We start from the raw sequence: 21207 nt of genomic DNA on the forward strand, positions 1-21207 counted from the left end.
ACGATGACCGCACCCGCCCCCCAGCCCTCCACCCCTGACATCTCCTCCAGCCTTGCCGATCTGCGAGTGCAGATCGACTCGCTCGACCAGCAGCTTCTCGATCTCCTGAACCGGCGCGCGCATGTCGCCGAGCAGGTCGGCGAGGTCAAGAAGCGCGAAGGCACGCCCTTCTTCCGCCCAGATCGGGTCGCGCAAGTCATCGAGAAGATGCAGCAGAGCAACGGCGGTCCGCTCAAGGACCTGCACGTGGCGGCCATCTGGCGAGAGATCACGTCGGCCTGCCTCGCGCTGGAGTCGCCCCAGCGGGTGGCCGTGCTGGGCCCCGAAGGCACGTTCTGCGAACAGGCCGCCGTCGAGTACTTCGGCGGCGCCGCCGACCTCATCTACTGCGCGAGCTTCGACGAAGTCTTCCACGCTACCGCCGCAGGGAGTGCTCAATACGGCGTGGTCGGCGTCGAGAATTCCACCGAGGGCGTCGTCACCCGCTCGCTCGACCTGTTCCTGCACTCGCCCACTCACGTCGTCGGCGAAGTCAGCTTGCTGGTGCGGCATCATTTGCTGCGCACCAGCAATGAACTCGAAGGCATCGAGGCGGTCCTCGCCCATCCACAAGCGCTCGCCCAGTGCCAGACCTGGCTTTCCAAGCATCTCCCGCACGCGGAACGCCGTGCAGTCTCCAGCAATGCCGAAGGCGCCCGGCTCGCAGCCGGCAATCCCGCCTGGGCCGCGCTCGCTAGCGAACGCGCCGCCACGCGCTTCGGACTGCACATCGTGGCGCATGCGATCCAGGACGACTCGTACAACCGCACCCGCTTTGCCGTCATTTGCCTGCCGCAGACCCTCGCGATGCCACCCTCGTCGGGCAAGGACTGCACCAGCCTCGTCGTGTCAGTGCCCAATCGCCCCGGCGCGGTCCATGACCTGCTGGTGCCGCTCAAGAACAACAACGTCTCGATGACCCGCTTCGAGTCGCGCCCCGCGCGCACTGGCCAGTGGGAGTACTACTTCTACATCGACCTCGACGGGCATCCCTCGCAGCCCAACGTGGCTGCCGCGCTGGCCGAACTGCGCAAGCTTTGCGCGTTCTACAAGGTCATCGGCGCCTATCCCGTCACCGCCTGAGGCCCAGCGATGTTCGAACAGTTGGGTCTGATCGGCTGCGGATTGATGGGCGGATCTTTCGCCCTGGCACTTAAGCGCGCCCGTCTGGTCAAGCGCGTGGTTGGCTACAGCAAGTCGCCTTCCACCACCGAGCGCGCCAAGCAGTTGGGCGTGATCGACGTGGCCGCGCCTTCGGCCCTGCTCGCGGTGTCGGGGGCCGATCTGGTCCTGATCGCCGTGCCGGTCGGCGCCTCCGAACAGACATTCAAGGCGATCCGCCACGGCATCACCGAGCAGATGCTGGTGATGGACGTGGGATCGACCAAGGGCGACGTGATCGAGGCCGCGCGCCGCGGACTGCAGGACCAGCTCGGTGCATTTGTTCCGGCGCATCCCATCGCCGGCAAGGAAGTCGCCGGTGTCGAGCATGCCGATGCCGGCCTCTACACCGGACGCCAGGTGGTGCTCACGCCGATCAAGGCCACGTTGCGCTCCAACGTCCAGCGGGCCACGCAGGTCTGGACCGGCATCGGCGCCAAGGTGGTGACGATGACCTACGAGGCGCATGACAGCGCCTTCGCCGCCGTCAGCCACTTGCCCCACCTGCTCGCCTTCGCTTTCACCAATGCCATTGCCGCGCAGCCACAGGGCGAACGCTTCCTGGAGCTGGCCGGCCCCGGCTTTCGCGACTTCACGCGCATCGCGGCCAGCGATCCGGCCATGTGGCGCGACGTCCTGCTCGCCAATCGCGAACAAGTGCTGCTCCAGTCGCAGGCGTTTCGCGACGCACTGACGCAACTTGAAGCCATGGTGGCGTCGGGCAATGCGCAAGCTCTCGAGGACGCCATCGCCGCGGCGAGCCGCACTCGTGCGCAATGGCAGCCGGGCGCGGCGGCTTCGCCCGACTGACGATGTTCTCGACCCCCTTCCTCGATATTCCGCCGCTCGCAGCGGCAGCCGGCACCGTCCGCCTGCCAGGCTCCAAGAGCATCTCCAACCGGGTGCTGCTGCTGGCGGCGCTCGCCAGCGGCACGACGACAGTGCGCGACCTGCTGGACTCGGACGACACACGCGTCATGCTGGATGCGCTGGCCGCGCTCGGCTGCGGCATCGACCGGTCCGACAACACCCTGCGCATCGAAGGGCTCGGCGGCAAGCTCCGAACCCCTGAGGCTTCGCTGTTCCTGGGCAACGCCGGCACGGCGATGCGCCCGCTCACCGCCGCACTGGCGCTTCTGGGCGGCGAATTCGAACTGCGCGGCGTGCCTCGCATGCACGAGCGTCCGATCGGTGACCTCGTCGATGCGCTGACCCAGCTTGGCTGCCACATCGACTATCTCGGCAACCCGGGCTATCCCCCACTGCGGATTCATCCCGTCGCGCTCGATTCGCTCCAACTCGATGCACCGATCCGCGTACGCGGTGATGTGTCCAGCCAGTTCTTGACCGCGCTGCTGCTGGCCCTGCCTCTCGCGGCACGCCGGGACATCGTGATCGAGGTGGTCGGCGAACTCATATCCAAGCCTTACATCGAGATCACGCTCAACCTGCTCGCGCGCTTCGGCATCGTCGTGAAGCGGGATGGCTGGCAGCGATTCACAATTCCGGCGGGCAGCGAGTACCGCTCGCCCGGAGAGATTCACGTCGAGGCCGACGCGTCGTCGGCGAGCTACTTCATCGCGTTCGGCGCCATTGCCCACGGTTCGGGAATCCGGATCGAAGGCGTCGGCGCCGACTCGATCCAGGGCGACATCCGCTTCGTCGAGGCCGCCCGCCAAATGGGCGCCCGCGTCGAAAGCGGACCGAACTGGCTCGAGATTTCGCGGGGGATATGGCCGCTCAAATCGATCGACATCGACGCGAATCACATTCCCGACGCAGCCATGACCCTGGCCGTGATGGCGCTCTACGCGGACGGCCCCAGCACCCTGCGCAACATCGCGAGCTGGCGCGTGAAGGAAACCGATCGCATCGATGCCATGGCGAACGAGTTGCGCAAGCTCGGTGCCACGGTCGAGGACGGCCCGGACTTCATCCGCGTTCATCCGCTGGCCCCGGCGGATTGGCGCGCAGCAAGCATCCGCACCTACGACGACCACCGGGTGGCGATGTGCTTCTCGCTGGCAGCGTTCAATCCGGCCGGCGTGGCGGTGCGCATTCTGGATCCGCACTGCGTCGCCAAGACCTTCCCCGACTACTTCGAAACCTTGTTCTCGGTGGCCAGGGCCGTCGAAGTGCCGGTGATCTGCATTGACGGCCCGACCGCGTCCGGCAAGGGGACGCTCACCGTCGAAGTGGCACGCCGCCTCGGATACCACTACCTCGACTCGGGTTCGCTCTACCGCGTCACCGGTCTTGCCATGCGTCGCAGCGGCCTGGATGCCACCGCCGAGCACGAGGCCCGGATCGCCGAACTCGCCCGTACCTTGCCCTTGGGCTTCAGTGAAGGCAGCGTCCTGCTGGCCGGCGAAGACGTGAGCGACGCGATCCGCAGCGAGGCCGCCGGCATGGATGCCTCCCGCGTATCGGCGCTGCCCGCCGTTCGCACCGCCTTGCTGGCGCTGCAAAGAAGCTTCCGTCGCCTGCCCGGCCTGGTGGCCGATGGCCGCGACATGGGCACGGTGGTCTTTCCCGACGCCAAGCTCAAGGTTTTCCTCACCGCCAGCGCCGCTCACCGGGCCGAACGGCGCTATAAGCAATTGATTTCAAAGGGTATTTCGACTACAATTGATACCCTTCGCGCCGACCTGGAGGCGCGTGACCTCCGGGATTCGTCCCGCAGCGTCGCGCCACTCAAGCCGGCGCCTGACGCCCGCCTCCTGGACAACTCCTTCCTTTCGGTCGAGCAATCGGTCGAACAGGTGCTGGACTGGTGGCAGCAAGTACAGCCTTTCGAGTCTTCTTGATCGGCGTTTCGGTCCAGCAGGTCCCCGCCGCGCGACAGCGCACCGGCCTGCTGGTTGTTCAACCTCAACCGGGCCCCAAGCCCAAACAACCGCCGTCTCCAGATACAAGTCAGCCGCAATGGTGCGTCTGCAAACCCTGCGTGACGGAAGGAAAACACAATGTCTGAATCTTTTGCCGACCTATTCGAAGAATCCCTGAAGCGTTCCGAAATGCGCACCGGCGAGGTCATCACCGCCGAAGTCGTGCGTGTCGAACACAACCACGTCGTGGTCAACGCAGGCCTCAAGTCCGAAGCCTACGTGCCGATCGAAGAGTTCAAGAACGACAAGGGCGAGCTCGAAGTCCAGGCCGGCGATTTCGTTTCCGTTGCCATCGGCAGCGTTGAAAACGGCTACGGCGACACCATCCTCTCGCGCGACACCGCCAAGCGTCTGGCTTCGTGGCTCGCGCTCGAGAAGGCCCTCGAATCCGGCGACTTCGTCACCGGCACGACGAGCGGCAAGGTCAAGGGCGGTCTCACCGTCCTGGTCAACGGCATCCGCGCATTCCTGCCGGGTTCGCTGATCGACACGCGTCCCATCAAGGACCTGACCCCCTACGAGAACAAGACCCTCGAATTCAAGGTCATCAAGCTCGACCGCAAGCGCAACAACGTGGTGCTCTCGCGCCGCGCCGTGGTCGAAGCCAGCATGGGCGAAGAACGCGCCAAGCTGATGGAAACCCTGAAGGAAGGCGCAGTCGTGCGCGGCGTCGTCAAGAACATCACCGAATACGGTGCGTTCGTCGACCTCGGCGGCATCGACGGTCTGCTGCACATCACCGACATGGCATGGCGCCGTGTTCGCCACCCGAGCGAAGTGGTTCAGGCCGGCCAGGAAATCACCGCCAAGATCCTCAAGTTCGACACTGAGAAGAACCGTGTCTCTCTGGGTCTCAAGCAAATGGGCGACGACCCGTGGATGGGCGTTTCGCGCCGCTACCCACAGTCGACCCGCCTGTTCGGCAAGGTCACGAACATCGCCGACTACGGCGCGTTCGTCGAACTCGAACCCGGCATCGAAGGCCTGGTGCACGTCTCCGAAATGGACTGGACCAACAAGAACATCGCTCCGAACAAGATCGTCTCGCTGGGCGATGAAGTCGAAGTCATGGTCCTCGAAATCGACGAAGACAAGCGCCGTATCAGCCTGGGCATGAAGCAGTGCAAGGCAAACCCGTGGCAAGAGTTCGCGCAGAACACCAAGCGCGGCGACCGCGTCAAGGGCCCGATCAAGTCGATCACCGACTTCGGCGTGTTCGTGGGTCTGGCTGCCGGCATCGACGGCCTGGTTCACCTGTCCGACCTCTCGTGGAACGAAGCCGGCGAAACCGCCGTTCGCAACTACAAGAAGGGCCAAGAAGTCGAAGCGATCGTGCTGGCCGTCGACGTCGACCGCGAGCGCATCAGCCTCGGCATCAAGCAGCTCGACAGCGATCCGTTCACGACGTTCACGACCGTGAACGACAAGGGCCAGATCGTCACCGGCAAGGTCAAGACTGTGGACGCCCGCGGCGCTGAAATCGACCTCGGCGAGGACATCATCGGCTACCTGCGCGCCAGCGAAATCTCCCGCGACCGCGTGGAAGATGCACGCAACGTGCTCAAGGAAGGCGACGAAGTCACGGCCGTGGTGGTCAATGTGGATCGCAAGACCCGCAACATCCAGCTGTCGATCAAGCAGAAGGACATGGTCGACGAACAAGGCGCCATGGCCAGCCTGAGCCAGCAGTCGGCACGCGAAAACGCGGGCACGACCAGCCTCGGCGCCCTGCTGCGCGCAAAGCTGGACAACAGCGACAAGTAAGCTGCGTCCGGGGACAGAGTGGGCGCATGCTCCGCTCTGTCCTTTTTTTTCGTCTCCGTTTTTTCTTGCCATGACCCGCTCCGACCTTGTCGAAGAACTCGCAGCGCGCTTCGCGCAGCTGACACACCGCGATGCCGAATACGCCGTCAAGACCATTCTTGACGCGATGAGCGACGCGCTGGTGCGCGGGCACCGGATCGAGATCCGTGGATTCGGAAGTTTCACCGTGAACCGGCGCCCTCCGCGCATCGGGCGCAATCCGCGCTCAGGCGAGAGCGTGCAGATTCCGGAGAAGCGTGTGCCGCACTTCAAGCCGGGCAAGGCCCTGCGCGAAGCGGTCGATGCACGAACCGTCGAGCTCGACGCCGCGAAACAGAAACGCGGCTGAGGCGATTGGGGTCCGCGACAGGCGGGCATAGAATTCCCCCGCCAACGGGGACGCGCATGAAATACCTCCTGTGGCTGCTTAAGGCAGCCATTTTTTTTACCCTCTTCGCCTTCGCGCTGAACAACCAGCACGACGCCACTGTCTACTTCTTCTTCGGCACCTCCTGGCGCGCCCCGCTCGTGCTCGTGGTCCTCGCAGCCTTTGCGGGCGGACTCGTGGTCGGCGCCCTCGGCATGCTGCCGGGCTGGTGGAAGCATCGCAGCGCGGCAGCCCAGTTGCCCACCACCCCGACGCCGACCGGAACCACCGCCACGACGCCCGCCCAGCCTGTCGTCACCACCGACCTACCCGCCGTACGCCAACATGGACTTTGATCTCAGCTGGTTGCTCCTCGGCCTTCCTATCGCCTTCGTCCTCGGCTGGCTCGCATCGCGCTTCGACCTCCGGCAACTGAAGATCGAGAACCGCCAAGCCCCGAAGGCCTATTTCCGCGGGCTCAACTTCCTGCTGAACGAGCAGCAGGACCAGGCCATCGACGCCTTCATCGAAGCGGTGCAGAACGACCCCGACACGCAGGAACTGCACTTCGCGCTCGGCAACCTGTTCCGCCGCCGTGGTGAATACCAGCGCGCCGTGCGCGTGCACGAACATCTGCTGGGGCGCGGCGACCTGAGCCGCGCCGACCGCGACCGCGCGCAGCACGCACTGGCGCAGGACTTCCTGCGCGCCGGTCTGCTCGATCGCGCGGAAGCCGCACTGCAAAAGCTCGAGGGCACGCGCTACGAGAACGAGGCCAGGCTGTCGCTGCTCGCCATCTACGAGCGTTCGCGCGAATGGGCCCAAGCCGCCGCGGTAGCGCAGAAGCTCGACGAATCCGAGCAGGCCAGCTACAGCGCGCGCCGGGCCCACCATCTCTGCGAACAGGCCACCGAACGCGTGGCAGCGGGCGATCTCGATGCCGCAGCGGTATCGCTGCGGGAAGCCGTGGCGCTGGCACCGCACGCGCCACGGCCGGCCATCGAGACAGCCACCCTTCAGTTGCGAAACGGCGATTCCGCCGCCGCCTTCGACACGCTCGAAGCGCTCAGCGAGAACGCGCCACTGGCGCTGCCGCTCTACGCCGCCATGCTGCAACAGGCTGCCGTCGCTTCGCAGCGTTCCGGCGAAGCGCTGGCTCTGCTGCAACGCCGGTACGTCGCATCCCCCTCGATCGACGTGCTTGAAGCGATCATCGCGCTGGGTGGCACGCCGGCCTTGCCCGACGACGCGCAATCCACGGCAGACGTCATGCTGGAGCCGCGCGACGGGTACATCGCTCATCTCGCGCACCACCCCTCCCTGGTGGCCGCATCGCGCTGGCTCAGCGGCGAGCGCTTCGAGCACGAGCAGTTTCATCCGCAGGTGCAGCGCTCGCTCGACCAGGCCACCCGACCGCTCATGCGCTATCGCTGCGCTGCATGCGGCTTCGAGGCCCATCAGTATTTCTGGCATTGCCCGGGCTGCCAGGCCTGGGACAGCTACCCTCCCCGAAGAGTCGAGGAACTCTGACCGCGTCCGGCAAGTTGGCCAGCTTGCACGCGACGGCGTCGCCGCTATCATTTTCGGCGCCAGTGCGCACGAGGCGCCTGGTGGAACGCTCCGGCGTTTCTCACAAAACAATGTCAGGGAGTTTGTATGCTGAAAAAGATCGTGGCCATCACGGCCATGTTGTTTGCTGTCGCATCCTGGGCGGCCGTCGATGCCAACAAGGCGTCGGACGCGGAGCTCGATTCGCTCAGGGGCGTCGGGCCCGCGCTCTCCAAGCGCATCGTCGAGGCGCGCAAGCAAGGTGAGTTCAAGGACTGGCCCGACTTCATGAGCCGCGTGAAGGGCGTGAAGGAAAAAGCCGCGACCAAGCTGTCGGCCGAGGGCCTCACGGTCAACGGCCAGAGCTTTGGCAATGCGCACGCAACGGCCAAGGTCGCCAGGAACGAGTCGAGGAAGGCCGACAAGCCCGCCGGCAAGCCTTAAGTCCGCATATTGCGCGGTGCGCCGCGCTGATTCGAAGGCCGCCCCACGGGCGGCCTTTTCGCTTCGATCCCATGCGATTCGGGCCTGGGCCATGGCAGGGAAATGCCCGAGCGATGGCCCGATATTTGCACGTATGCTCCCCGTCGCCTTTTTACTTTCGCACGTTCTGGAGAGCCCATGAATCACAAGTTCGGCATTGCAATCGTTGGCCTGACCCTCGGCGCAGCCGCCTTCGCGCAGGCCAAGTGGGACCTGCCCACCGCCTATCCCGCCACCAACTACCACACCGAGAACATCGCGCAGTTCGCGAAAGATGTCGATGCGGCAACGGCCGGCAAGCTGAAGGTCACGGTGCATGCCAACGCCTCGCTCTTCAAGGCTCCCGAGATCAAGCGTGCCGTGCAGAGCGGCCAGGCCCAGGCCGGCGAGATCCTCCTGGCCAACTTTGCCAACGAGAACCCGATTTACGCGCTCGATGGCGTGCCGTTTCTGGCAACCACCTATCCTGAAGCGAAGAAGCTCTACGACGCTTCGAAGCCCGCCATGGAGAAGCTGCTCGCAGCCCAAGGGATCAAGGTCCTGTTCATGGTCCCGTGGGCCCCACAGGGCATCTATTCGAAGAAGGAGATCGGCTCGGTGGCCGACCTGCGCGGCATCAAGTGGCGCGCGTACAGCCCGGCGACGGCCAAGATCGCCGAACTGATCGGCGCGCAGCCGGTTCAGATCCAGCAGGCCGAACTCAGCGCCGCGATGGCGACGGGCGTGATCGAAAGCTACATGAGCTCCGGCTCCACCGGCTATGACACCAAGACCTACGAAAGCATCAAGAACTTCTACGACACGCAGGCGTGGATCCCGAAGAACGCGGTGCTCGTGAACCTCAAGGCGTTCGACGCGCTCGACCCCGCCACGAAGGCTGCCGTCACCAAGGCCGCTGCCGACGCAGAGGCACGCGGCTGGAAAGTCGCGCAAGAGAAGAACGACGAGTACAAGCGCCTCCTCGCCGAGCGAGGCATGAAGATCCACAAGCCCTCGCCCAAGCTCGACGCCGACATGCGCCAGGTCGGTGGGATCATGCAGGCCGACTGGCTGAAGGCCGCCGGCGCGGATGGCGCAGCCATCGTCGACGCCTTCAAGAAGAAGTAATCGATGCGCCGCTTCCTCGACCGTCTCTATGACGGCGCGGGTGCGCTCGCCGCGTTCTGCGTGTTCCTGATCTTCGTGCTCATGATCGTCGCGGGCGTCGGCCGGCAGGTGAACTGGCACGTGAGCGGGCTCAACGACGTGGTGGCCTGGCTCTGTGCCGCGGCTGCGTTCTTCGCGATGGCCCACGCCTTCCGGCACGGTGACTTCGTCCGCGTGACGCTGCTGCTCGACGTCGTTTCGCCCAAGCTTCGGCGTGCGCTCGACGTCACCTGCCTTCTGATTGCCGCGATCGCCGTGACCTACCTCGCCTACTCGGCCACCAGCTTCACCTGGGAGAGTTACGAGTTCGCGGAGATGGCTACCGGCCTCGTCGTCATTCCGATCTGGATTCCGCAATCGACCTTCGTGCTGGGCTGTTGGCTACTGCTGATCGCGATGATCGACGAGCTCGTGGGCGTCGTGCGCGGCGAGAAGCCCAGCTACCAGCGCGCAGTCGAAGAGCGCCACGCCGCAGGCGATTTTTCCTCCGACGTCTAGAAGGCAAGCAATGCTCGAAACCCTTTTGATGGGCGCGCTGCTGCTCGCCATCATGCTCGTGCTGCTGGCCGGCGGTGTCTGGATCGCGATGACCCTGGCCATCGTCGGCTGGGTCGGCCAGGCCTTCTTCACCAATACGCTGCCGGCCAAGAACCTTTTTTCTTCCTTTTGGGAATCGAACGCTTCCTGGGAGCTGGCCGCGCTGCCGCTCTTCATCTGGATGGGCGAGATCCTGTTTCGCACCAAGCTGAGCGAAGAAATGTTCGAGGGCCTGCGTCCCTGGCTCAACCGCGTGCCCGGGCGGCTGATGCACACCACGATCCTCGGCTGCGGCGTGTTCGGCTCGGTGTCCGGATCGTCCGCCGCGACTTGCGCCACCATCGCGAAAGTCGCGCTGCCTGAACTTGTGCGCCGCGGCTACAACGAGAAGCTCGCCATCGGCTCGCTCGCCACCGCCGGCACGCTGGGCATCCTGATCCCCCCTTCGATCACGATGGTGGTCTACGCGGTGGCGGCCGATGCGTCGATCATCCGCATCTTCCTGGCGGGCTTCCTGCCAGGGCTGCTGTTGATGGTGCTGTTCTCGGGGTACATCGGGTGGTGGAGCCTGCGCCATCCCGACCAGGTGCCACCTGCCGATCCGCCGACCAGCTTCATGGAGAAGATCCGCCTGTCGGGCAACCTGATCCCCTGTGCACTGTTGATCATCTTCATCGTCTGGGTGCTGGTCGCAGGTTGGGCCACGGCCACGGAATGCGCGGCCTTCGGCGTGCTGGGCTCCCTGGCCATCGCGGCCTGGGGCAAGAGCCTCACGTGGCGGAACTTCAAGGACGGGATCATGGGTGCCACGCGCACCAGCTGCATGATCATGTTCATCCTGGCTGGCGCCGCCTTCCTGACCAAGACCATGGCCTTCACCGGCATCCCGCGCGAACTGGCCGAGTGGGTCGACAGCATGCACCTTTCGCCCTACGCGCTGATCGGTGCGCTCGTCGTGGTGTACCTCGTGCTCGGCACAGCGCTCGACGGCATCTCGATGATCGTCTTGACCAGCGCGGTGGTGCTTCCGATGATCCAGAAGGCCGGCTTCGACCTGGTGTGGTTCGGCATCTTCATCGTGCTGCTGGTCGAGATCGCGGAGGTCACACCGCCGGTCGGCTTCAACCTTTTCGTGCTGCAGAACATGACGGGCAAGGACAGCAACGTGATCGCCAAGGCGGCGATTCCTTTCTTCTTTTGCCTGGTGCTCTGCATCGTCTGCATCACGGTGTTCCCGAGCATCGTGACAATCCTGCCCGACGTGGTGATGGGCGCAGAGAAGTAGCAGGCGTCCGGCTGAAGATAATCGTCTGATGCTGTTGAATGTCGTCGTCATTTGCGTCTCCGCCTGCATCGGTGCACTGCTGCGCTGGGGATTCGCGATGTGGCTCAACCCGGGCGGCCTGTTGCCATGGGGAACGCTCGCGGTGAATCTCATCGGCGGCTATCTTGTCGGCCTCGCGATCGCAGGGTTCACCGCATTGCCCGACATCGATCCCGCATGGCGCCTCATTGTGGTCACCGGCTTCCTGGGCTCGCTGACCACCTTCTCCAGCTTCTCGGCCGAGGTCGTCGGCATGATCGTGGGCGGACGTCCCGGCCTCGCGCTCGGCACCGTGGCCCTGCATCTGGGCGGCTCGCTTCTGCTGACGTGGCTGGGCTTCCGGACGGTGCAGCACTTCATCGGCTGAATGAGTTCGGTGCAATGGTCGGTCGATAGAATCGATCGCAATGCCCCTCGTATTTCTCGTCGCGCTTCCCTTCATTGCCAGCGTGCTCGCGGCTCTGCTGCCGTCGAATGCGCGCAACCGGGAATCGACACTGGCGGGGTTGGTTGCACTGGGCTGCGCGGTCCAGGCCGCATGGTTTTTTCCGCAGGTCGCCCACGGCAACGTGATCCGGCAGGAGATCGAGTGGCTGCCTGCCCTTGGCCTCGATCTCTCATTCCGCATGGACGGCTTCGCATGGTTGTTCTGCATGCTGGTGCTGGGCATCGGCGCGCTGGTGGTGCTCTATGCGCGCTACTACATGTCGGCGTCGGATCCGGTGCCGCGCTTCTTCTCGTTCCTTCTCGCATTCATGGGCGCGATGATGGGCGTGGCGCTCTCGGGCAACCTGGTGCAGATGGTGTTGTTCTGGGAGCTCACCAGCCTGTTTTCTTTTCTGCTGATCGGCTACTGGCACCACCGGCGCGATGCGCGGCGCGGCGCCAGCATGGCGCTCGCTGTCACCGGCGCGGGTGGCCTGTGCCTGCTGGCGGGCGTGCTCGTGCTGGGCCGCATCGTCGGCACCTACGAGCTCGACGTCGTGCTGGCCTCGGGCGACCTGATCCGCGCGCATCGGCTCTACCCTGTCGTGCTGGTGCTGGTGCTGCTCGGCGCCTTTACCAAGAGTGCGCAGTTCCCCTTCCATTTCTGGCTCCCACGCGCCATGGCCGCGCCCACACCGGTGTCGGCCTACCTGCATTCGGCCACGATGGTGAAGCTCGGCGTGTTTCTGATGGCGCGCCTGTGGCCCGTGCTCTCCGGCACCGAGCAGTGGTTCTGGATGGTGGGCGGCGCCGGCGCCATCACCTTGCTGCTCGGCGGCTACGTGGCGATGTTCCAGCGCGACCTCAAGGCGCTGCTCGCCTACTCGACCATCTCGCATCTCGGGCTCATCACCCTGCTGCTCGGGCTCAACAGTCCGCTGGCGGCCGTCGCCGCGGTGTTCCACATCATGAACCACGCGACCTTCAAGGCATCGCTCTTCATGGCGGCGGGCATCATCGACCATGAAAGCGGCACGCGCGACATCCGCAAGCTCAGTGGGCTGCTCAAGCTGATGCCGATCACCGGCACGCTGGCCATCATCGCGAGCGCGTCGATGGCGGGCGTGCCGCTGCTCAACGGCTTCCTGTCCAAGGAGATGTTCTTCGCCGAGACCGTCTTCATCCAGTCGACGCCCTGGGTCAATAGAAGCCTGCCTGTCATCGCGACGATTGCGGGCATCTTCAGCGTCGCGTATTCGGCGCGCTTCGTGTTCGACGTGTTCTTCGGCCCACCGTGCGCCCCCCCTGACGTGCCGAAGCAGCCGCACGAGCCGCCGCACTGGATGCGCGTGCCGGTGGAACTGCTCGTGTTGATCTGCCTGGTGGTCGGCGTGGCGCCGGCGTGGTCGGTGGGCGCGTTCCTCGCCACGGCCGCGACGCCGGTCGTCGGCGGCGAGTTGCCGGTGTACAGCCTGGCGGTGTGGCACGGCTTCAACCTGCCGCTGCTGATGAGCCTCGTTGCGCTGGCGGGCGGGGCAGCGCTCTATCTGCTGCAACGCCGAGGTCGCGAGCGCGGCGCGCTCGAATCCACGCCCCTCATGCACGGCCTCGACGGCCAGCGCATTTTCGAGAACGCTCTCGCGCGGCTTAGCGAAGCCGGTCGCCGCAGCCGTCGCCTGCTCGGCACGCGGCGCCTGCAGACGCAATTGCTGCTGCTCGTCGCGGTCGCGCTGGCGGGCGCGGGTGCATCGCTCTGGTTCACGCCAGCCGCGCGCGGCTCCCGCGAGTTGCTCCCCTTCTCGCCGATGTTCGCGATGACCTGGCTCATCGGCTGCGTCTGCGCCGTCAGCGCGGCATGGCAGGCCAAGTTCCACCGCCTCGCTTCGCTGATGCTGGCGTCCGCCGCCGGACTGGTGTGCTGCATCACCTACATCTGGTTCTCGGCGCCCGACCTCGCGCTCACGCAGCTGGTGGTGGAGGCGGTGACGACGGTACTGATCCTGCTCGGACTCCGCTGGCTCCCGATGCGTACCGCCAAGCCGGAGCCGATCCGAGCGATGCTCCGGCCCTGGGGCCGGCGCGGGCGCGACCTGATCGTCGCCATCGCGGCCGGCGCCGGCATGGCCGCGATCGCGTGGACGGTGATGACGCGACCCTTCCCGCAGAGCATCTCGCCTTTCTTCCTGGACAACGCCCTGTCCCTGGGCGGCGGAACCAACGTGGTCAACATCATGCTGGTCGACTTCCGCGGCTTCGACACCTTGGGCGAGATCACCGTGCTCGGTGTCGTCGCGCTCACGGTGTATGCGCTGCTGCGACGCTTCCGCCCGGCGCCCGAATCGATGGCGCTGCCGCCACAGCAACGCGTGCAGCCCGATGACGGCAGCAGCGACCTGCTCAATCCGCGCCGCGCCAAGGACACCGCCGTGGGCTATCTCATGGTGCCTGCCGTGCTGGTCCGGCTGCTGCTGCCGCTGTCGGTGCTGGTGTCGGTCTATTTCTTCATGCGCGGCCACAACCAGCCAGGGGGCGGCTTCGTCGCCGGGCTCGTGATGTCGGTGGCGCTGGTACTCCAGTTCATCGTCTCGGGCACCGAGTGGGTCGAGGAGCACCTGCGCATCTATCCGCGACGCTGGATCGCGGTCGGGCTGATGCTCGCGCTTGCCACGGGCGGCGGCGCGGTGGTGCTCGGCTACCCCTTCCTCACGACGCACACGGCGCACCTGCATCTGCCGCGGCTCGGCGAGGTGCACGTGCCCAGCGCGCTGTTCTTCGACATGGGCGTGTTCGCGCTGGTCCTCGGCGCGACCATGCTGATCCTTACGTCGCTGGCCCACCAGTCGATCCGCAGCCATCGCTGGGTCGACGAGCAGGCCGAAAAAGAAGCCGCGCGTATCGCGGCCGAAACGGAGGGCGCGGCCTGATGGAAATCGTCCTTGCCATCGCTATCGGCGTACTCACCGGTTCTGGCGTGTTCCTGTTGCTGCGTCCGCGTACCTTCCAGGTGATCATGGGCCTGACGCTGATCTCCTACGCGGTCAATCTTTTCATCTTCAGCATGGGCCGTCTCAAAATCGACAGCGAGCCGGTGCTGATTCCCGGCTTCACGGCCACGCTGGCCAATACGGCAGATCCGATGCCTCAGGCGCTGGTGCTCACGGCGATCGTGATCGGCTTCGCGATGACGGCACTGTTCCTGGTCGTGCTGCTGGCCTCGCGCGGTCTCAGCGGCACCGACCACGTGGACGGCGAGGAACGGCGGGGGCAGCAGGAATGATGACCCAGCTCTTCCGCCTGCTCGACCAGCTGCTCGACTTCAGCATGCCGCACCTGATCGCCGTGCCGATCCTGGTGCCGATGCTGACGGCCGCGTTGATGCTGATGCTCGGCGAGCAGCGCCGCCGTACCAAGTCGGCCCTGAGCGTGGCGTCGGGCCTCATCGGCCTTCTCGCCGCGCTCGCGCTGCTGCGCTGGGTCAATGCGGCGGACACCGGCAGCGGGCCCGGCTCGATCGGGGTCTACCTGCCCGGCAACTGGCGTGCGCCCTTCGGCATCGTGCTGGTGGCCGACCGGCTGTCGACGATGATGGTCGCGCTCACCGGTGTGGTGGCATTTGCGGCATCCATCTATTCGACTTCGCGCTGGGACCGGGCGGGCGTGCATTTCCACCCGCTGCTGCAACTCCAGCTCATGGGCCTCAACGGCGCCTTCCTGACCGGCGACCTGTTCAACTTGTTCGTCTTCTTCGAGGTGATGCTGGCCGCGTCCTATGGCTTGCTGCTGCACGGCTCCGGGCGCTTGCGCGTGCAGGCCGGCCTGCACTACCTGGTGATCAACCTGGCCGCGTCGTCGCTGTTCCTGATCGGCGCCGCGCTGCTCTACGGCGTGACCGGCACGCTCAACATGGCCGACCTCGGAGTGCGCATCGCGCAACTCGCACCGGCCGATCGTGGACTGGTGCACGCCGCCGCCGCCATCCTCGCGACAGCCTTCTTCGCCAAGGCCGGGGCGTGGCCACTCAACTTCTGGCTGGTGCCGGCCTACAGCGCCGCCGTGTCGCCGGTAGGCGCCGTCTTCGCGCTGCTGACCAAGCTGGGCATCTACACCGTGCTTCGCCTGTGGACCGTCCTCTTCGCGCCCGACACCGGCGCTTCCGCGCAATTCGGGCAGGGTGTACTGGTCACGGTAGGGCTCGCTACGCTGTTCGTCGGCGCGCTCGGCATCCTCGGGACGCAGCGGCTCTCGAACCTTGCCGGCTTCAGTGTGCTGGTCTCGGCCGGTACCTTGCTGGCGGCCATAGGGTTCGGCCAGCCGGCCATGTGGGCCGGAGCGCTCTACTACCTGCTGAGTTCGACACTGGCGGCAAGCGCCTTCTTCCTGTTGATCGACATGATCGAGCGCTGGCGCAACGCCGGCTTGAGCATTGCCCCGCACGAGGCGGCGGGCGGAGCGCCCTTCCTGTCGGAAGACCTCAGCCGGCTGGACGACGTGAACCTCGACGACGACGCGCAAGCCCTCTACGGACGCGCCATACCTGCCGGAGTGGCATTTCTCGGCCTCAGCTTCGTCGGCTGCACGCTGTTGCTCACGGGCCTGCCGCCGCTGTCCGGCTTCGTCGGCAAGTTCGCGATGTTGTCGGGCATGTTCGGCGCCGAACGCATCACACCGGCCGCCTGGACCTTCCTGGCGCTGCTGCTCGTTTCGGGCTTCTTCACGCTGCTCGCCCTGGGACGCACCGGGATTCGTCATTTCTGGACACAGGTGCACGCCACCATGCCAGCGCTCCCTGCGCTCGAAGTGCTCCCGGTTGCTGCGCTGCTGGCAGCCTGCTTCGCGCTGACCTGGGAAGCAGGGCCCGTGATGCAGCATGCCATCGCCACCGCGGAGAGCCTGCACTCGCCGACCGCCTACCGCAACGCCGTACTGGGCGCCCGGCAGGTGCCCAGCCCTGCTGCGAAACCGGAGGCTGCGAAATGAAGCGCTGGATCCCCTCCCCGCCGTTGTCGCTGGGCCTCTTCGTGGTCTGGCTGCTGCTGAACCAGTCGATGGATGCGGCCACGCTCCTGCTCGCCGCCATCCTTGCCTTCGCGGTGCCGCTCCTGACCCAGTCCCTGCGTCCCGCCACGGCGAAGATGCGCCGGCCGGGCCTCGCGCTGCGACTCTCCGGCGTGATCGTCTTCGACCTGGTGCATTCGGCGCTGACGGTGGCTCGCCTGCTGCTCACGCGGCGTAGCGCCCGGATGGAGCCGCACTTCGTGCGCGTGCCACTGGAGATGCGCGACCCCAACGCGCTGGCGGTGCTCGCGATGATTCTCTGCCTCACACCCGGCACCGCATGGGGCGAGATATCGTTCGACCGTTCGAGCCTGCTGATCCACGTGTTCAACGAGGACGACGAGCAGGCCTTCATCGCCATGATCAAGTCGCGCTACGAGCGCCCGCTGATGGAGATTTTCGAATCATGACGCCAGTTCTCTTCTGGGCGCTCAAGCTCGCGCTGTTCCTGCTGGCGGTGGCGATGCTGTGCGCCGTCGCGCGCCTGGTCATCGGCCCCACCGCGCAGGACCGCGTGATGGCGCTGGACTGTCTCTACATCAACGGCATGCTGATGATGCTGGTCCTCGGCATCGTGTACGCGAGCAACGTCTACTTCGAAGCCGCGATGCTGATTGCGCTGTTCGGCTTCGTCGGCTCGACCGCCCTGGCGAAATTCCTGCTGCGGGGCGAGGTGATCGAATGATCCAGGGAGCGACGCCATGACGGATTTCATCATGGGCCCGCTGCCGCTCTGGGCGGAGATCCTGACGGCCGTGTTCGCCGTGCTCGGCGCCGCGTTCGCCGCCATCGGCTCGTTCGGACTGATCCGTCTCCCCACCTTTTTCCGCCGCATCCACGCACCCACGCTCGGTGCAACGGTCGGCGTGTGGTGCATCACGCTCGCCACCATCGTCTACTTCTCCGTGCAGGGCGGCAGCCTTTTCCTGCACGCGACGCTCATCGCGCTCTTCGTCGCGCTGACCGCGCCGGTCACCACCATCTTCCTGATGCGCGCCGCGCTGTTTCGCGAACGCCAGAAGGGCGGCGACGTTCCCTCGCCCGATCGGGCACCGCCTGCCGATCGCACTCCGTAGGCTCCGCCAGGCGCTCGACCTGCGCGATGCCGCGCTCATCTCACTGGCCGGTAGGGATAGCCGCTACTGCCCCCAAGGGCAATTGGCATGTGGGGCACGAAAGAGGATCATGGGATGTCCCTTCGATGAAGGTTTTCTGGAGATTTGAATGAAGAAGATTCTTGCCCTGTCCCTTGCCATGGCCATCGGCCAGATGCTCGCCATCAGCGCGCACGCTCAAGCCATAGGTGTCGACGACAAGGCCGCGGCCCGCGCCGAGCGCAAGAAGGAAGGGTCCGAAGCCGCACGCGGCCCGCAAATTGGCGAAGGCCAACCGATCCCCGCCGCCAAGCCCAAGACCTCTGCCCAGGAACGTTCCGCTGCGCGCAGCTCACGCAAGGCTGTCGGCGCCGAAGCGGCCAAGGGTCCGCAGCTGGGCGAAGGCGATCCCATACCTCACGCCGAGCCGAAGGTCTCGGGCGCCGACCGCTCATCGGCCCGCAAGACGCGCAGGACCGCGGCCGCGCAGGCCAACAAGTCCGGCCAGATCAAGTCCAAGGGCGAGACGAGTTACTGACCCGGTCGGGGCGAAGCCCACTGCGCCAGCAATGCATCGGCGGCCCGCAGGTCCGCCGTGGCGAAGCCTTCGGTGAAGCGCGTCCTCACCGATCTCAACAACTCGCGCGCAGGGGCCACGCGCCCCTGCTCCTCCCACAGGCGGCCGAGACTGGTGGCGCTGCGCAGCTCCCATGACAAGGCGCCCTGGCGGCGCGCCAGTTCCATCGATCTCTGAAAGAGCGACTCCACTTCGCCGGCGACGACACCGCGCGCCTTCAGGTTTTCCCCGTGAGCGCGAAGGATCTCCGGCGCACACCAACCGACCGTGCCGTTCTCCACACGCGCGATGCTCGCCGCACCGACCTCCGCCGCCACGAGCGTACCGAACATGTCCGACTGCTTGGGGTCTGACGGCGACACGAGCGGAACTTGCTGCGACAGCACGCGTTCGTAGTTGCGTGCCCATGATTGCCAGTACTCGAGCGCGTACTTGGTGGACTGCTCGCGCAAGGTCTGCGTCAGGCCCCGCGCGGCAACGATGTCTCCCGTCCACAAGGCCACCGGACATGCCGCCCAGCCCAACGCGTGGCACACGCCGAAGGCCACGTCCGACAGCGCGAGTTCAAAGGCCTCGGCTGCCGTGCTGGCGGCCTGTTCCGGATAGCCCTCGATCCACTGGACGCGCGCCAGGATGATGCGCATCGACACGCGGCGATCGACCGACGGCAGCTTGCTCTTCACGAACTGAAGCTGCTCCAGGGAACGGTCCAGCACGCGTTCGGCGAGATCGCGCGCCACCGCGTGATGGCCCAGGCTGTGTTGCGACTGCGCCGTCATCCTGTCGGCGATCAACGCGGCGACCGCGTCGGCATCGACCTTCGCTTCGGCAGCCATGGCCTCGGCGAGGCGAAGGGATTCGGCGTACTCTCCGGTCGCGAACGCGCCGACCCACAAGCCGAAGAGCGATTCGATCCGGTGCTGCGTCTGGCCCGTCTGCTCCGCGAGTTCGAAAGCGCGCCTGAAGGCCCGCTTCGCCACGTCATGCGCGCCGCGCGTCTGTCCCGCGAAGGCGCCGAGAGCGACATGCAGCCGGAGTTCCACCAGCGGTTGCGGCGTTTCGAGGGACGCGATGTCGCCGAGCGCCCGCTCGACGCGAACGCGGTACTCGTCGAGCAGCGACAGCTGGTACGCGAGCGACGTCGACGCTTCCGTCAATCGCACGCCGAGCGCGGGATCGCCGGCGAACGAGAACGCCCAGTCCAGGGCGGCGCGCACCTCGTCGATCAAGCGGCCATAGGTCGCCAGCCATTGCGAGCGCACCGTCGCCGGCGCATCGACGTTCGTGGCGCCGAGCAATTCACAGAGGTGCTCGGCATGCCTGCGGCAGATCTTCGGACCCTCGTCGCTGCGCACCAGCTTCTCCAGCGCGTAGGTACGCGTCGTGTCGAGCAGCCGGTAGCGGGTGACCTCGTCGTTCACATCGACCGTCACGAGCGATTTGGCGGCCAGCGCGGTGAGATCGCCCAGCACGTCGACTACGCCGAAGGTACTGTCCACCGCGACCGCACCGGCCGACTCCAAGGTGAAGCCGCCCTTGAACACGGCGAGGCGCCGAAGTGTGACGCGCTCGCTGTCGGACAGCAGTTCGTAGCTCCAGTCGAGCAAGGCACGCAGGGTCTGGTGTCGTGCAAGCACGGTGCGGCGTCCGTTGGTCAGCAGGCGAAAGCGGTCGTCCAGGCGCGCGACCAGTTCGCGGATGCCGAAGAATCCGACGCGCGCCGCAGCGAGTTCGATCGCCAGCGGAAGGCCGTCGAGACGACGGCACAGTTCACCGGCCAGCGGCGCATCGGCATCGGTGAGCTCGAAGCTGTCCAGCGTGGCAACCGCGCGTTCGACAAAGAGCTGCACGGCCGGGTAACCCAGGGCTGCTGCGGCGGTCAGATGAGGCGATTCCGGGGGCGCGGCCAACGAGGCGAGCCGGACCACCCGTTCGCCCTCGGCGCGCAGCGGTTCGCGGCTGGTCGCCAGCAGGTGAATGCCGGGCGCCGCCTTGAGCACGCGCACCGCAAGCGCGGCGGCGGCCTCGATCACGTGCTCGCAGTTGTCGAGCACGATCAGCAGGCGCTTGTCTTGCAGATGAGTCACCAGGCCGGCCACCGGATCGTGGATGGCAACCGAGACGTCGAGCGCCGCGGCGAGCGCACTCGGCACGAGTTGCGGATCCGCGAGCAGCGCGAGGTCGACGAAACGCGCGCCGTGCGCGTAGCTCGCCAGCGTGTCCTCGGCCACGGCGAGCGCGAGCGTGGTCTTGCCCATGCCACCCGGCCCCACGACGCTGACGAAACGGTGTCGAGGCAACGCGGCTGCCAGCGATTCGACGAACTGCGAGCGCCCGATCATTCGGGTGAGGCGCACGGGCAGGTTGTGAATCGGCCGCTCCGCCGCCGGGGATTCGCTCGCGACGACTCGCTTCGAAGGCCGGAACACCGGTGCGACGAAGCAGTAGCCCCGTCCCGGCACGTTGGCGATGTAGCGCAGCCCATCCTGGCCGTCGCCGAGCGTCCGTCTCAGCGCCGCAATGTGCACGCGCAGGCTGTTTTCTTCCACGATCGTGTCCGGCCATGCGTGGGCGATGAGTTCGTCCTTGCTCACGACGTCGCCGGCCTGTTCGGCCAGGGCCGTGAGGATGTCGAAGGCGCGGCTGCCCAGGCGCAGCGGCTTGTCTCCTTCGAGCAGCAGCTTTTGCGAGCGCAGTAGCCGGAAAGGTCCGAAATGCAGGGCGCCTTCGATGGCCGGCATGAGTACTTCAGTCATGGA

General features: G+C 66.0%; 20 protein-coding genes. 19 read left to right on the top strand and 1 reads right to left on the bottom strand.

From position 1 onward, the window contains the following. The first annotated feature begins 3 nt into the window (after nt 1-3). The 19 genes from pheA (at nt 4) to QTI04_RS17640 (ending at nt 18409) form a co-directional block, all read left to right on the top strand. Complete coding sequence (gene pheA / locus QTI04_RS17550) at nt 4-1122, top strand: prephenate dehydratase (protein WP_286616732.1); 1119 nt, start codon at nt 4-6, stop codon at nt 1120-1122. 9 nt (nt 1123-1131) lie between these two features. Then, nucleotides 1132-2010: a prephenate dehydrogenase/arogenate dehydrogenase family protein gene (locus QTI04_RS17555; protein WP_286599780.1), complete on the top strand. Its 879-nt coding sequence runs from the start codon at nt 1132-1134 to the stop codon at nt 2008-2010. Between the two features lie 2 nt (nt 2011-2012). Then, entirely contained in the window at nt 2013-4007 is a 1995-nt protein-coding gene (locus tag QTI04_RS17560) for a bifunctional 3-phosphoshikimate 1-carboxyvinyltransferase/cytidylate kinase (RefSeq protein WP_286616734.1), read from the top strand. 159 nt (nt 4008-4166) lie between these two features. Beyond that, nucleotides 4167-5852, top strand: coding sequence for a 30S ribosomal protein S1 (gene rpsA / locus QTI04_RS17565; RefSeq protein WP_286599777.1), 1686 nt, complete (start codon nt 4167-4169; stop codon nt 5850-5852). Between the two features lie 70 nt (nt 5853-5922). Continuing rightward, nucleotides 5923-6240 carry an integration host factor subunit beta gene (locus QTI04_RS17570; RefSeq protein ID WP_286567171.1) on the top strand — a complete coding sequence of 106 codons (318 nt, stop codon included), beginning with the start codon at nt 5923-5925 and terminating at the stop codon, nt 6238-6240. A gap of 56 nt (nt 6241-6296) precedes the next feature. Beyond that, complete coding sequence (locus QTI04_RS17575; protein ID WP_286599775.1) at nt 6297-6614, top strand: lipopolysaccharide assembly LapA domain-containing protein; 318 nt, start codon at nt 6297-6299, stop codon at nt 6612-6614. Then, nucleotides 6604-7788, top strand: coding sequence for a lipopolysaccharide assembly protein LapB (lapB, locus tag QTI04_RS17580; RefSeq protein ID WP_286599774.1), 1185 nt, complete (start codon nt 6604-6606; stop codon nt 7786-7788). Before QTI04_RS17575 ends, lapB begins: the two co-directional genes overlap by 11 nt. A 126-nt stretch (nt 7789-7914) precedes the next feature. Then, nucleotides 7915-8250, top strand: coding sequence for a helix-hairpin-helix domain-containing protein (locus QTI04_RS17585; RefSeq protein WP_286616736.1), 336 nt, complete (start codon nt 7915-7917; stop codon nt 8248-8250). A 177-nt stretch (nt 8251-8427) separates the two neighbouring features. Next, nucleotides 8428-9396, top strand: a complete 969-nt coding sequence (locus tag QTI04_RS17590) for a TRAP transporter substrate-binding protein (protein WP_286599771.1) — start codon at nt 8428-8430, stop codon at nt 9394-9396. Between the two features lie 3 nt (nt 9397-9399). Beyond that, entirely contained in the window at nt 9400-9933 is a 534-nt protein-coding gene (locus tag QTI04_RS17595; protein WP_286599769.1) for a TRAP transporter small permease, read from the top strand. Between the two features lie 10 nt (nt 9934-9943). Then, entirely contained in the window at nt 9944-11257 is a 1314-nt protein-coding gene (locus tag QTI04_RS17600; RefSeq protein WP_286599767.1) for a TRAP transporter large permease, read from the top strand. Between the two features lie 28 nt (nt 11258-11285). Further along, entirely contained in the window at nt 11286-11663 is a 378-nt protein-coding gene (gene crcB, locus QTI04_RS17605; protein WP_286599765.1) for a fluoride efflux transporter CrcB, read from the top strand. Between the two features lie 40 nt (nt 11664-11703). Then, nucleotides 11704-14646 (top strand): monovalent cation/H+ antiporter subunit A, encoded by a 2943-nt coding sequence (locus tag QTI04_RS17610; protein ID WP_286616738.1) that lies wholly within the window; start codon nt 11704-11706, stop codon nt 14644-14646. After that, entirely contained in the window at nt 14646-14999 is a 354-nt protein-coding gene (locus QTI04_RS17615) for a Na+/H+ antiporter subunit C (protein WP_286616740.1), read from the top strand. The genes QTI04_RS17610 and QTI04_RS17615 overlap by 1 nt, the downstream gene beginning before the upstream one ends. Then, the gene (locus QTI04_RS17620) at nt 14999-16699 is read left to right on the top strand and encodes a monovalent cation/H+ antiporter subunit D (protein WP_286616741.1); all 1701 of its coding nucleotides are present in this window, start codon (nt 14999-15001) and stop codon (nt 16697-16699) included. Before QTI04_RS17615 ends, QTI04_RS17620 begins: the two co-directional genes overlap by 1 nt. Beyond that, nucleotides 16696-17187 (top strand): Na+/H+ antiporter subunit E, encoded by a 492-nt coding sequence (locus tag QTI04_RS17625; RefSeq protein WP_286599759.1) that lies wholly within the window; start codon nt 16696-16698, stop codon nt 17185-17187. Before QTI04_RS17620 ends, QTI04_RS17625 begins: the two co-directional genes overlap by 4 nt. Beyond that, entirely contained in the window at nt 17184-17462 is a 279-nt protein-coding gene (locus QTI04_RS17630; RefSeq protein WP_286616743.1) for a K+/H+ antiporter subunit F, read from the top strand. Before QTI04_RS17625 ends, QTI04_RS17630 begins: the two co-directional genes overlap by 4 nt. A 16-nt stretch (nt 17463-17478) precedes the next feature. Beyond that, nucleotides 17479-17853 carry a monovalent cation/H(+) antiporter subunit G gene (mnhG, locus tag QTI04_RS17635; protein ID WP_286599758.1) on the top strand — a complete coding sequence of 125 codons (375 nt, stop codon included), beginning with the start codon at nt 17479-17481 and terminating at the stop codon, nt 17851-17853. Nucleotides 17854-18001: 148 nt separating this feature from the next. Further along, nucleotides 18002-18409, top strand: coding sequence for a hypothetical protein (locus QTI04_RS17640; RefSeq protein WP_286599757.1), 408 nt, complete (start codon nt 18002-18004; stop codon nt 18407-18409). On the opposite strand, the gene QTI04_RS17645 is transcribed toward QTI04_RS17640, so the two are convergent. Then, nucleotides 18403-21204 (bottom strand): winged helix-turn-helix domain-containing protein, encoded by a 2802-nt coding sequence (locus QTI04_RS17645; RefSeq protein WP_286616745.1) that lies wholly within the window; start codon nt 21202-21204, stop codon nt 18403-18405. The genes QTI04_RS17640 and QTI04_RS17645 overlap by 7 nt on opposite strands. Nucleotides 21205-21207: the final 3 nt, after the last annotated feature.

The sequence above is a fragment of the Variovorax sp. J22R115 genome (assembly GCF_030317005.1).
Taxonomy (GTDB): domain Bacteria; phylum Pseudomonadota; class Gammaproteobacteria; order Burkholderiales; family Burkholderiaceae_C; genus Variovorax.